An 11,934-nucleotide genomic window follows, 5' to 3' on the forward strand; every position below is an offset into this window, starting at 1 on the left:
TATTTGGTGAAAACGACCTAATTGCACGTTCTTTCCTCAAATTTGCAGCCAACTACTGTTAACCTGCCGACTTCTTCATGATGGAGGGGCGAGTATGTCGCTATCCTTCCCGAGGCTTCTTCACCGACGTTCCGTCCGTGAATGGCCCTTTCTTCGACGACCTTTTCGACACGATCCCCAGCCTGCCCGCCGACAACGCGTCCTGGCAGTCGTCATGGGGACAGCCCTGACACTGGGCCTCGCAGTGTTCCCGATAGCGTCTCGAGCCGAGTCGATATCCGAAACCGTGCCAACCCTCGAAAGCCAGATCCAGCGGCCCGCGCTGGACCCCGTCACCGAGCTGCCCGACCTGCGAGACATCAAGGCCGGACCCAAGCGCAAGGCGGCGTTCCTGGGTATGCTGGTGCCGCTGGTCCAGGTCGAAAATGCGCGTATCCAGCGCGATCGCAACTGGCTGATCGGCGTCGGCAGCCGCATCAATCCGATGACGGCGGACGAAAAGCAGCGGCTGGCTCAGCTATGCGACGACTACGGCGTCGAATGCGAGCCGGGCGAGGTCAGCCGGGAGCTGCTGGCACGGGTCAATACCGTGCCGCTGGAGATGGTCGTGATCCAGGCGGTGGAAGAGTCCGGCTGGGGCACCTCGCGGCTCGCCCGGGACAGCAACAATCTGTTCGGCATGCGCTGCTTCAGCGAGGGATGCGGTATCGCTCAACTCGGCACCTCGCGACGCTTTCAGACGTTCGATAGCGTGCGTGACGGCGTTAGAGCTTACCTGCACAACCTGAATACCCATCGTGCCTATGCCCAGCTTCGCGGGCAGCGCGCGGCGCTGGCCGCCAAGGGCAAGTCGATCTCCGCCGAGAAGCTGATCGGCACGCTTCACAACTATTCGACCTCGCCCGACTATCAGCAGCAGCTCCTGTCGCTATTGCGCACCAACGGCGAGTTGATTCGCACCCACGGCGCCGATAGCGCCTTCGTGACGGGTAGCCCGGCCTGATACCCCGAACCTTTCCGTCGACCGGTATTCGGATGATGTCCGCGTACCGGTCGAACGTGTGCAATCGGCCAGTTGCGCTAGACTACAGCCACTTTCCTGCCAATCCGAGGAGGCCCCCATGGCCAGCGATAGCTCCCTCGAGACACTGACTTTCGATAATGTCTGGTCCCGCTTTCCCGAGGACTTCTTTACACGGGTGAAGCCGACCCCGTGGCGCGATACCCGGCTGCTCGACGTCAGCCCGAGCGGGGCGGCGCTCCTGGGGCTGGATCCCGAAGAGATCGACCGCGACCGCCTGACCGCATTGATGAGCGGCGAACGACTCTTGAGCGGCATGGATCCGCTGGCCCAGAAGTACACCGGGCATCAGTTCGGCACCTACAACCCGGCGTTGGGCGACGGGCGCGGTCTGTTGCTCGGTGAAGCGATGACATCGCAGGGGCCGATCGACCTGCATCTCAAGGGCGCCGGGAAGACGCCGTATTCGCGTTTTGGCGATGGTCGCGCCGTGTTGCGCTCCTCGATTCGTGAGTATCTGGCCGGCGAAGCGATGGCCGGACTCAAGATCCCGACGACCATGGCGCTGGCCGTCGCCGTCAACGGCGAGAAGGTCATGCGCGAGCGGGTCGAGCCGGGGGCGACCCTGCTGCGGCTGGCCGAGAGTCACGTGCGTTTCGGTCACTTCGAATGGCTGTATCAGCAGCAGCGGGTCGAGGATATCGAACGGCTGATGCGCCACGTCATCGATCGCCACCGCCCCGATCTCGCGCAGGAGGCCGCGCCGCTCGAGGCGCTGTTCCAGGACGTGGTCACGCGGACCGCGGAACTGATCGCTCGCTGGCAGGCCTATGGCTTCGTTCATGCAGTGATGAACACCGACAACATGTCGATCCTGGGGCTGACGCTGGATTACGGCCCCTATGCGTTCATGGATCGCTTCGAGTCCAACCTGACGCCCAACCATACGGATACGACCGGGCGCTATGCCTTCGATCAGCAGCCCGGCGTGGCGCTATGGAATCTGACCGTACTGGGGCAGTCGTTGACACCGCTGATCGCGGTGGAGCGGTTGCGAGAAATCCTCGACACCTACGAGCCCACGCTTCAGGCGGCATATGCCATTCTGATGCGTGGACGCCTGGGGCTCGAGACCGAGCAGGAGAGCGACGGCAAGTTGATCGAGGACTGGCTGTCGCTGCTCGAGAGTTCACGGGCCGACTTTCATCGCAGCTTCCGCGCCTTGAGCGATCAGGACGTCGTCGGTGGTCTGTCGTTACGCGAGGAGATCATCGGCTCGGGGCCGGGTCATCAGCTCGATGAGTGGCTCGCGCGCTACCGCCAGCGGCTTGCCGACGAGTCGCGTGGAGAGACGGAGCGGCTGGCGGCGATGCGGCGGGTCAATCCGCTTTATGTCTTGCGTACCCATCTGGCGCAGCAGGTCATCGAGGCGGCACAGGAAGGCGATACGCGCCCGTTGCAGACGTTCCGCGAGCTGCTGTCGTCTCCCTTCCTCCAGCGGCCGGGCATGGATGTCTGGAGCGAGGCGCCGTCGCCCAGCGCGCCTCCCGTCTGTCTCTCCTGTTCGTCCTGATCGCTGTCTGATCGATACTCTCGATGATTGAATGTTGAAATGCCGGCTTCCGATGCCGGCATTTTTTAGCAATAAGTCATTCATTATAAGTTTGATAACGGAAACCATAGGTCCGGCTTTCAATATTTAAAACAAGAGCTTAGTGCCGTTTTTAAATATAACGCTTTAGTTATGCCTGCCATAAATTATTGATCGGGTTGGTTTTTCTCCTAAACGCTTGATTCGCCTGCTGGAACTCCGGAAAACTGTGGTCACCTACCGCAGTATTCTGCGATAAACGATGACGCCTTTTCTGTCATGGCTTTCAGTGCATGGCCAAGGCGTGGTGCGTCATTGCTATACGACTATCGATATACAGCATGAGGAGTATCGGTGCATGGCTGACCATCGGGAGAGAGGCCAATGAAGATCGGGGCACCCAAGGAGCTCGCCAGAGGAGAAGCGCGAGTGGCGCTGACGCCGGAGAGTGCGCAGCAGATACAGAAGTTGGGGCACGAGTGCCTGATCGAGAGCGGCGCGGGCCGGCTCGCGGGCTTCGACGACGACGCTTACCGGCAGGCCGGCGTCAGCGTGGTCGATAGTGCGGCGTCGCTGTGGCAAGAGGCGGACGTGGTGATCAAGGTCCGGGAGCCGGTCGAGTCGGAAATCGACCAGCTGAGAGCGGGACAGACGTTGATCACCTTCTTCTGGCCGGCACAGAACGAGGCGAATCTGGAGCGCTGCCGAGCCCAGGGCGCGACGGTGATCGCCATGGACATGGTCCCGCGTATCTCGCGTGCCCAGAAGATGGACGCGCTCTCCAGTACCGCCAATATCGCCGGCTATCGTGCCGTGATCGAAGCGGGCAACCAGTTCGGACGCTTCTTCACCGGTCAGGTGACCGCGGCAGGCAAGGTGCCTCCGGCCAAGGTGCTGATCGTTGGCGCCGGAGTCGCCGGGCTGGCGGCCATCGGCACCGCGACGAGTCTCGGCGCGGTGGTTCGTGCCTTCGACGTGCGGCCGGAAGTCGCCGAGCAGATCGAGTCGATGGGCGCGGAGTTCCTGTTCCTCGATTTCGAGGAGAGCCAGGACGGCTCGGGCACCGGCGGCTACGCGGCGCCCTCCAGCCCCGAGTTCCGCGAGAAGCAGCTGGCGCTGTTCCGCGAACAGGCGCCGGAGGTGGATATCGTCATCACCACCGCGCTGATCCCCGGTCGCCCGGCACCGAAACTGTGGCTCGAGGACATGGTCGCGGCGATGAAGCCCGGCTCGGTGATCGTCGATCTGGCGGCGGAGAAGGGCGGCAACTGCGATCTGACCGTGCCCGACGAGCGCATCGTCACCGACAACGGGGTGATCGTGGTCGGCTATACGGACTTCCCGTCGCGCATGGCGACACAGGCCTCGCTGCTCTATGCCACCAACATCCGTCATATGTTGACCGATCTGACGCCGGAAAAGGATGGCGTGATCGTTCACAACATGGAAGACGACGTCATTCGCGGTGCGACGGTGACCCATGCCGGCGAGATCACTTTCCCGCCACCGCCGCCGAAAGTGAAGGCGATCGGTGCCGCCAAGCCCAAGGAAAAGGTCAAGGAGCCAACGCCGGAAGAGAAAAAGGCGGCCGAGCATGCCGCTTTCGTGGCCCAGAGCAAGCGCCAGATCGGCATCCTGGTCGCTGGCGGCGTGCTGATGTGGCTGCTGGGCATGGTCGCGCCTGCATCGTTCATGCAGCACTTCATCGTCTTCGTACTGGCCTGCTTCGTCGGCTTCCAGGTGATCTGGAACGTCAGCCACTCCCTGCATACGCCGTTGATGGCGGTGACCAATGCCATTTCGGGCATCGTGATCCTGGGCGCCGTGTTGCAGATCGGCTCCGGCAGTTGGGTGGTGGCGCTGTTGGCAGGGCTTTCGGTGCTGATCGCCTCGATCAACATCGTCGGGGGCTTCCTGGTGACCCGCCGCATGCTCGCCATGTTCCAGAAATCCTGATCCGCGGAGAATCGATATGTTGCAACACGAGTTCGTTTCCGCCGCGGCGATCGCGGCGAGTGTCCTGTTCATCCTCTCGCTGGGAGGATTGAGCAACCAGGAGAAAGCCAAGCGTGCGGTCTGGTACGGCATCGTCGGCATGGCGATCGCCGTGGTCTTCACCGCGCTGGGCCCGAAGGTTGGCGGCTATGGCTGGATGATCCCGATGATGCTGATCGGCGGGCTGATCGGCGCCTGGCTGTCGCGCAAGGTCGAGATGACCGAAATGCCGCAACTGGTAGCGGCGCTGCACAGCTTTGTCGGCCTGGCTGCGGTCTTTATCGGCTGGAATGCCGAACTGGAGCGCGCGCGGGTCATGGCGATCAAGGCGGCCGGTGCCTCCTTCGATGGCCTGTCGGCGTTTGCCTCGACCCTGGCCCACAAGACCCCGGCGGAACTCGCCTTCCTGCAGGGTGAGGTGGTGCTGGGTGTCTTTATCGGCGCGGTCACCTTCACCGGCTCCGTGGTGGCATTCGGCAAGCTGGCCGGCAAGATCGGCGGCAAGCCGCACAAGCTGCCCGGCGGGCACCTGCTGAATGCCGGAGCGATAGCGCTGAGTCTGTTGCTTGCCATCGCTTACTTCAACGGCGCCGGCTTCTGGACGCTGCTGCTGCTGGCGGCGCTGGCGTTCTTCATCGGCTGGCACCTGATCATGGGCATTGGCGGTGCCGACATGCCGGTGGTGGTTTCCATGCTCAACAGCTACTCGGGCTGGGCGGCGGCGGCGATCGGCTTCACGCTCTCCAATGATCTGCTGATCGTGACCGGCGCGCTGGTCGGCTCGTCCGGGGCGATTCTCTCCTACATCATGTGCAAGGCGATGAACCGAAACTTCGTCAGCGTGATCCTGGGTGGTTTCGGTGGCACGCAGGGGCCGGCGGCCGAGATCGAAGGCGAGCAGGTCGCCATCGACGCTGGCGGCGTGGCCAGCGCGCTCAATGACGCCGACAGCGTGATCATCGTGCCCGGCTACGGCATGGCCGTGGCCCAGGCGCAGAATGCGGTCAGCGATCTGGTGCGCAAGCTGCGCACGGCCGGCAAGGAGGTTCGCTTCGGCATCCATCCGGTGGCCGGGCGCCTGCCGGGCCACATGAACGTGCTGCTGGCCGAGGCCCGCGTGCCGTACGATATCGTGCTGGAAATGGACGAGATCAATGACGACTTCGCCAACACCGACGTGGTGATCGTCATCGGCTCCAACGACATCGTCAATCCCGCGGCCCAGGAAGATCCCAACAGCCCGATCGCCGGCATGCCGGTGTTGAGGGTCTGGGAGTCGAAGCAGGTCTTCGTCTGCAAGCGCGGGCAGGGAACCGGCTACTCGGGCATCGAGAATCCGCTGTTCTTCAAGGAGAACACGCGCATGCTCTACGGCGACGCCCGGTCCAGTATCGACTCCCTCGTCGGGATGATCGACTAGCCCCGGCGATGTATGGCTGAACGCGTTTCCTGCACGATCAACGCCCCGTTTTCGGGGCGTTTTTTCGTTACACTGTGGGTATCGCTCATCGTCAATGGAACGGCTATGTTGAATAAAAACGAGTCGGATAAAAACGAGTCGGATAAAACCAGGTCAGCCAAGAACGGGTCGGAAGAACGCATGCAGGTCGCGGTACTCGGCGGAGGCAGCTTCGGTACCGCCATCGCCAGTATTGCCGCCGATAACGGCGCCGAGGTTCGTCAGTGGCTGCGCGACGAAGCGCTGGTGGAGCAGATCAATCGCGAACACCGCAACGGGCGCTACCTGCCCGATTACTCGATCAATCCGGCAGTGGTCGCATCCACCGACCTGGCGGAGACGGTTGCCGACGCCGCCGTGGTTTTCATCGCGATTCCCTCCAAGGCCTTCCGCAAGGTATTGCAGCAGGCGCGGTCGTACCTGCGCCCCGAGCAGATCCTGGTCAGTACCACCAAGGGCATCGAGGCCGACGGCTTCAAGCTGATGAGTCAGGTAATCGAGGAAGAGACCGGCTCTTCGCACATCGGCGCGCTGTCCGGCCCGAACCTGGCCGCCGAGATCGCCCAGAAGCAGCTGACGGCGACGGTGATTGCCAGCGACGATCCGGTCACGCGGGCCTACGTGCAGGCGGCGCTAGGGTGCAGTTATTTCCGCGTCTACGCCGGCAACGATCGCTACGGCGCCGAGCTGGGCGGCTCGCTGAAGAACATTTATGCCATTGCGGCCGGCATGGCTGCCGCACTGGGCATGGGCGAGAACACGCGCAGCATGCTGATGACCCGTGCGCTGGCGGAGATGAGCCGGTTCGCCGTCGCGCTCGGCGCCAACCCGATGACCTTCCTGGGGCTCTCCGGCGTCGGTGACCTGATCGTGACCTGTTCTTCCGAGCTTTCGCGCAACTATCGCGTCGGCTACGCGCTGGGGCAGGGGCACGATCTCGATTCCGCCATCGAAGTGCTCGGTCAGGTGGCCGAAGGCGTCAATACGGTCAAGCTGGTGTGCGAGAAGGCGCGCCAGGAAAATATCTACATGCCGCTGGCCCAAGGGCTCTATCGGGTCATGTTCGACGGCATTCCAGCCAAGGACATGGCCAAGGCGCTGATGGAAAGCGAGCAGAGCAGCGACGTCGAATTCATGCTGTCGCGGGAGGCGGTATCCCGCGCTCACGAACTCGCGCCGGATCCCGAGTGATGGGCTGGCTCGCGGTAGTCAGACATGGAGAGGCGGGGCCGGGCAGCCCGGATGCGGCACGTCGGTTGACGCCCCGCGGGGAGCGCGAAGCCGCAGAGGCGGGCCGATGGCTGGCCTCTCGACAGACGCTGGCCGGCGCCGCGATCTGGGCCAGTCCCTACGATCGGGCGCAGCAGACCGCACAGGCGGTTGCCGAAGCCATGCACGGCGAAGTCGAGACGGTCGGCGGCGTGACGCCGGACGACGATGTCGGCGCGCTGATCGAACGGCTGACTCTGTTCGATACGGCGCGACCCTTGATCGTCGTCAGCCACATGCCGCTGGTCGGGCTGCTCACCGGGCGCCTGACCGAGGGGACTGCCAGCGCTGGCGTGATGTTCCCCACGGCCGGTATCGCGCTGCTGGAAGCCGATGTCTGGGCAGCCGGGTGTGCGTCGTTGAAGGCTTTCGTCTCTCCTTCCTAGGGCGGCGTGCTTTCGCTCGACATGATTCAGCAAGTAGGCAGAGGCATGTTTGCGCTATCATCTTGACCGTCTTCATGTGTGCCAAAAGGGCAGAAGATCGGATGCCGAGGAACGAGCCTCGAACCGGATGGATTTCGTATGGATGAACAGTCTGATGAGTGATCACGTCGATGGACGATAGCGGCGACAAACCACGCTCCTCGCGCTCGACCGGCAGCGCGCGGCTGACCGATGTGGCTCGCGTTGCAGGCGTGGCGCCGATGACGGTGTCGCGGGCGCTCAACCGCCCCGAGCTGGTGAGCGAAAGTACACGACTACGCGTTCAGCAGGCGGTGCTCGAAACCGGTTACGTGCCCAACCGGGTCGCCGGCGCGCTGGCCTCGAGCCGGAGCCGGCTGGTGGCGCTGCTGGTGCCGACCGTGGCGCACTCGCTGTTCGCCGAAGTCGTGCAGACGGTGATGGGCGTGCTCTCTTCCCAGGGTTATCAGGTGCTGCTGGGACTGGTCGGCTATACGCCGGAGCAGGAGGAGACGATTCTCGAGACCGTGTTGAGCCGCCGTCCCGACGGGATCGTTCTCACCGGCTGCCGTCATTCGGCCTTGACCCGCCAGCGGCTCAAGGCGGCCGAGGTTCCGCTGGTCGAGATCTGGGACATGACCGATGATCCGCTGGACATGCTGGTCGGCTTCTCCCATGAAGCGGTGGGGCGCGCCGTGGCCGAGCATCTGCTGTCACGGGGCTATCGGCGCTTCGGCATCATCAGCGCCGACGATTCTCGCGCGAAGCTGCGGGTCGCCGGCTTCGTGTCGGGGCTCGAGAGCGCTGGCATCGGGGAGTATCAGCTGCGGGAAGTCGGTACGCCTTCGAGCATGCCCTGGGGGCGGGAGAAGAGCGCCGAACTGCTCGATCGCCACGCGCTGGATGCCATCGTCTGCAGCTCCGATATCCTCGCGCTGGGGGTGTTGTCGGAGGCGCAGAGTCGCGGGCTGACGGTGCCGGGACAACTGGCGATCATGGGGTTCGGCGACAGCAGTTATGCTGCCGCCAGCTTTCCGGCGTTGAGCACCGTACGTATCGACGGTGCCGCCATCGGGCTGCGGGCGGCCGAGCATCTGCTACAGCGCATGGCGCAGCCGACATTCGAGCGGGCCGGGCAGGTGCTGGATGTCGGCTTCGAGATCATCGATCGGGATACCACCTGAGCCGTTTCGGCGTACGGCGCGGTGTCGTCACGAATCGTCATCCTTTGGTCGTAATCGCAGGGCGGCCTCTTTGTCATACAAATTGATTGCGCTAACATCTCCTCCGTTCGTGGCTCGACGCCTTGAATGATTGCGCTATCATACGGGCGTCGGGCAGATCGGGGGAGAGTCTCTCGCCACATTCATGAGGTAGTCCGATGTCCAACGATGCCATTAGCTGGATCCGTTTTTCCCACGTCCTGTTGCCGCTGGCGACGCCCATCAGCGATGCGAAGGTGCTCACCGGTCGTCAGAAGCCGATGACCGAAGTGTCGTTTTTGTTCACCGAGATCGAGACGCGTGATGGCCATCAGGGGATCGGCTTCAGCTACTCCAAGCGTGCCGGGGGATATGGTCAGTTCGCCCATGCCCAGGAAATCGCGCCGGCCATTCTGGGCGAAGATCCCAACGACACCGGCAAGCTGTGGCAGAAGCTGGTGTGGGCCGGGGCATCGGTAGGGCGCAGCGGCCTCTCGACCCAGGCGATCGCTTCGGTCGATGTCGGCCTGTGGGATCTCAAGGCCAAGCGCGCCGGGCTGCCGCTGGCCAAGCTGCTGGGGGCGCATCGCGACTCCGTGCAGTGCTACAACACCTCCGGCGGCTTTCTGCATACGCCGATCGAAGAGGTCAAGGAGAACGCGACGCGGTCTCTCGAGAACGGCATCAAGGGCGTCAAGATCAAGGTGGGGCAGCCCGACATGCGGATCGACCTTCAGCGCGTCGAGGCCGTGCGCAAGCATCTGGGCGACGACGTTCCGTTGATGATCGACGCCAACCAGCAGTGGGACCGGGCGACGGCACTACGCTTCGGTCGTGCCATGGAGCAGTACAATCTGGTATGGATCGAAGAGCCGCTGGACGCCTACGACGTGGAAGGTCACGCGGCCCTGGCCAGTGCTCTCGACACGCCGATCGCCACCGGCGAGATGCTGGCCAGCGTGGGCGAGCACATGGAGCTGATCAAGCACCGCAGCGCCGACATCATCCAGCCGGATGCCCCGCGGATCGGCGGGATCACCCAGTTCTTGAAACTGGCGACGCTGGCGGACGCTGCCGGCCTGCAACTTGCGCCTCACTTCGCGATGGAGATTCACCTTCACCTGGCCGCCGCCTATCCCGCCGAGCCCTGGGTCGAACACTTCGACTGGCTGGAGCCGCTGTTCAACGAGCGCCTGGAAACCCGCAACGGCCGCATGCTGGTGCCGGATCGCCCGGGCCTGGGGATCACCCTGACCGAGCAGGCGCGGAAGTGGACGGTCAACAGCGCCGAATTCGGCAAGCGCGGCTAGGAAACACTGAATCAATGGCTGCGCAGATGAATCGCTGCGTTGCTCGGTGCTGGAGCGCGAGCCCGGTCGGAATCCTCACCTATACCCCATAGGCTCCGGTTCCTGTGCGCCGGGCGCCGCGCGCCTTGCTCGCCGATTTCTTCAGTGTTTCCGCAACGATCGAATATCGAGGAGTGCGATATGAGTTTCCCTAAAGTGACCAAGATGACGGTGATGCCGGTCGCCGGGTATGACAGCTTTTTGCTCAACCTGAGCGGCGGCCATGCGCCGTGGTTCATTCGCTGCCTGCTGATCCTCGAGGACGATGCCGGCAACCAGGGCGTCGGCGAGATCCCGTCCGGCGAGGGAATCCTCAAGGGGCTGGAGCAGTGTCGTTCTCTGGTCGAGGGCTCCAGAGTCAACGAGGTCAAGCAGACGCTCAACCGCTCGCGCCTGCTGCTGGCGAGCAACGGGCGGGAGGAGCGGGGGCGCCAGACGTTCGATCTGCGCGTGGCGGTGCACGTGCTGACCGCCATCGAATCGGCGCTGTTCGATCTCTACGGCCAGGCGTTGGGTCAGCCGGTGGCGGACCTGTTGGGCCGTTTCGGCCGCCAGCGCGATGAAGTCGAAGCGCTGGGCTATCTGTTCCTGCTGGGTGATCCGGACAAGACCGACTTGCCGTATCCCAAGCCCGAAAACCCGGTCGATGCGTGGGACGAAGTCCGCCGTCGGGAGGCGCTGACGCCGGATGCCGTGGCCAATCTGGCCAAGGCGGCCTATGAGCGTTACGGCTTCAAGGACTTCAAGCTCAAGGGCGGCGTGCTGCGGGGCGAAGAGGAAGCCGACTGCATTCGTGCGCTGCACGAAGCCTTCCCCGAAGCCCGGCTGACGCTGGACCCCAACGGGGCCTGGAAGCTCGACGAGGCGGTTCGGGTTCTCGATCCGATCAAGCACATCCTCAGCTATGCCGAAGATCCCTGCGGGCAGGAAGAGAGCTGGTCCGGGCGCGAGGTGATGGCCGAGTTCAAGAAGCGCACCGGTTTGCCCACCGCCACCAACATGATCGCGACCGACTTCAAGCAGCTGCAGTACGCGGTAGCGCTCAATGCCGTCGACATTCCACTGGCGGACTGCCATTTCTGGACCATGCAGGGCGCGGTCATGGTCGGTGAGCTGTGTGACGAGTGGGGGATGACCTGGGGCTCGCACTCCAACAACCACTTCGATGTCTCGCTGGCGATGATGACCCACGTAGCGGCAGCTTGCCCGGGCAATATCACGGCCATCGATACGCACTGGATCTGGCAGGACGGCCAGCGCCTGACCGAGGCGCCCTTCGCGATCCGCGAGGGCAAGCTGAGTGTGCCGAAGACGCCGGGGCTCGGGGTCAGGCTCGACATGGCTCAGGTCGAAAAGGCCCACGCCCTCTACAAGTCGCTCGACGTGCGTCAACGCAACGATGCAATGGCGATGCAGTATCTGATCGATGGCTGGTCGTTCGATCCCAAGCGGCCAGCGCTGGTGCGCTGACATGTCAGCCGGCCTCCGTCGATAGATATCGAAGGATCTGGGCAGCATTTTCGGATGCTGCCTTTTTTACGTCCGATGACGATCAGAGCCGACCCATTCCCGGGGGAAACGATCGTACCCGGTTGGATCCATTGCTATGAAAGTGGCGACTTATCAATAGTTTACAAAAGCAAC

General features: G+C 63.3%; 9 protein-coding genes. All 9 read left to right on the forward strand.

Translation table 11 applies throughout. The annotated features are described in order from the left end of the window. Window positions 1-286: 286 nt before the first annotated feature. Window positions 287-1,003: a glucosaminidase domain-containing protein gene (locus BC443_RS12220; protein WP_244179898.1), complete on the forward strand. Its 717-nt coding sequence runs from the start codon at window positions 287-289 to the stop codon at window positions 1,001-1,003. Window positions 1,004-1,121: 118 nt separating this feature from the next. Continuing rightward, entirely contained in the window at window positions 1,122-2,594 is a 1,473-nt protein-coding gene (locus tag BC443_RS12225) for a protein adenylyltransferase SelO (protein ID WP_071232117.1), read from the forward strand. A gap of 402 nt (window positions 2,595-2,996) precedes the next feature. Continuing rightward, the gene (locus BC443_RS12230; RefSeq protein WP_071232118.1) at window positions 2,997-4,568 is read left to right on the forward strand and encodes a Re/Si-specific NAD(P)(+) transhydrogenase subunit alpha; all 1,572 of its coding nucleotides are present in this window, start codon (window positions 2,997-2,999) and stop codon (window positions 4,566-4,568) included. 16 nt (window positions 4,569-4,584) lie between these two features. Then, window positions 4,585-6,027 (forward strand): NAD(P)(+) transhydrogenase (Re/Si-specific) subunit beta, encoded by a 1,443-nt coding sequence (locus tag BC443_RS12235; protein WP_071232119.1) that lies wholly within the window; start codon window positions 4,585-4,587, stop codon window positions 6,025-6,027. A gap of 180 nt (window positions 6,028-6,207) precedes the next feature. Beyond that, on the forward strand, window positions 6,208-7,257 hold the full coding sequence (locus BC443_RS12240; protein ID WP_071232120.1) for an NAD(P)H-dependent glycerol-3-phosphate dehydrogenase: 1,050 nt from the start codon (window positions 6,208-6,210) through the stop codon (window positions 7,255-7,257). Then, on the forward strand, window positions 7,257-7,721 hold the full coding sequence (gene sixA, locus BC443_RS12245; RefSeq protein WP_071232121.1) for a phosphohistidine phosphatase SixA: 465 nt from the start codon (window positions 7,257-7,259) through the stop codon (window positions 7,719-7,721). The genes BC443_RS12240 and sixA overlap by 1 nt, the downstream gene beginning before the upstream one ends. Before the next feature lie 170 nt (window positions 7,722-7,891). Beyond that, window positions 7,892-8,923: a LacI family DNA-binding transcriptional regulator gene (locus tag BC443_RS12250; RefSeq protein WP_071232122.1), complete on the forward strand. Its 1,032-nt coding sequence runs from the start codon at window positions 7,892-7,894 to the stop codon at window positions 8,921-8,923. Window positions 8,924-9,120: 197 nt separating this feature from the next. Further along, window positions 9,121-10,251 carry a mandelate racemase/muconate lactonizing enzyme family protein gene (locus tag BC443_RS12255; protein WP_071232123.1) on the forward strand — a complete coding sequence of 377 codons (1,131 nt, stop codon included), beginning with the start codon at window positions 9,121-9,123 and terminating at the stop codon, window positions 10,249-10,251. 180 nt (window positions 10,252-10,431) lie between these two features. Then, window positions 10,432-11,760 (forward strand): enolase C-terminal domain-like protein, encoded by a 1,329-nt coding sequence (locus BC443_RS12260; protein ID WP_071232124.1) that lies wholly within the window; start codon window positions 10,432-10,434, stop codon window positions 11,758-11,760. Window positions 11,761-11,934: the final 174 nt, after the last annotated feature.

The sequence above is a fragment of the Salinicola sp. MIT1003 genome, from assembly GCF_001858555.1.
In the GTDB taxonomy this organism is placed as follows: Bacteria; Pseudomonadota; Gammaproteobacteria; order Pseudomonadales; family Halomonadaceae; genus Salinicola; species Salinicola salarius.

What these genes read in the sequence shown, in the direction of transcription:
- BC443_RS12235 (WP_071232119.1), top strand. Translation starts at nt 4,585, where the DNA reads ATGTTGCAACACGAGTTCGTTTCCGCCGCGGCGATCGCGGCGAGTGTC.
- sixA (WP_071232121.1), top strand. Translation starts at nt 7,257, where the DNA reads ATGGGCTGGCTCGCGGTAGTCAGACATGGAGAGGCGGGGCCGGGCAGC.
- BC443_RS12240 (WP_071232120.1), top strand. Translation starts at nt 6,208, where the DNA reads ATGCAGGTCGCGGTACTCGGCGGAGGCAGCTTCGGTACCGCCATCGCC.
- BC443_RS12230 (WP_071232118.1), top strand. Translation starts at nt 2,997, where the DNA reads ATGAAGATCGGGGCACCCAAGGAGCTCGCCAGAGGAGAAGCGCGAGTG.
- BC443_RS12250 (WP_071232122.1), top strand. Translation starts at nt 7,892, where the DNA reads ATGGACGATAGCGGCGACAAACCACGCTCCTCGCGCTCGACCGGCAGC.
- BC443_RS12225 (WP_071232117.1), top strand. Translation starts at nt 1,122, where the DNA reads ATGGCCAGCGATAGCTCCCTCGAGACACTGACTTTCGATAATGTCTGG.
- BC443_RS12255 (WP_071232123.1), top strand. Translation starts at nt 9,121, where the DNA reads ATGTCCAACGATGCCATTAGCTGGATCCGTTTTTCCCACGTCCTGTTG.
- BC443_RS12260 (WP_071232124.1), top strand. Translation starts at nt 10,432, where the DNA reads ATGAGTTTCCCTAAAGTGACCAAGATGACGGTGATGCCGGTCGCCGGG.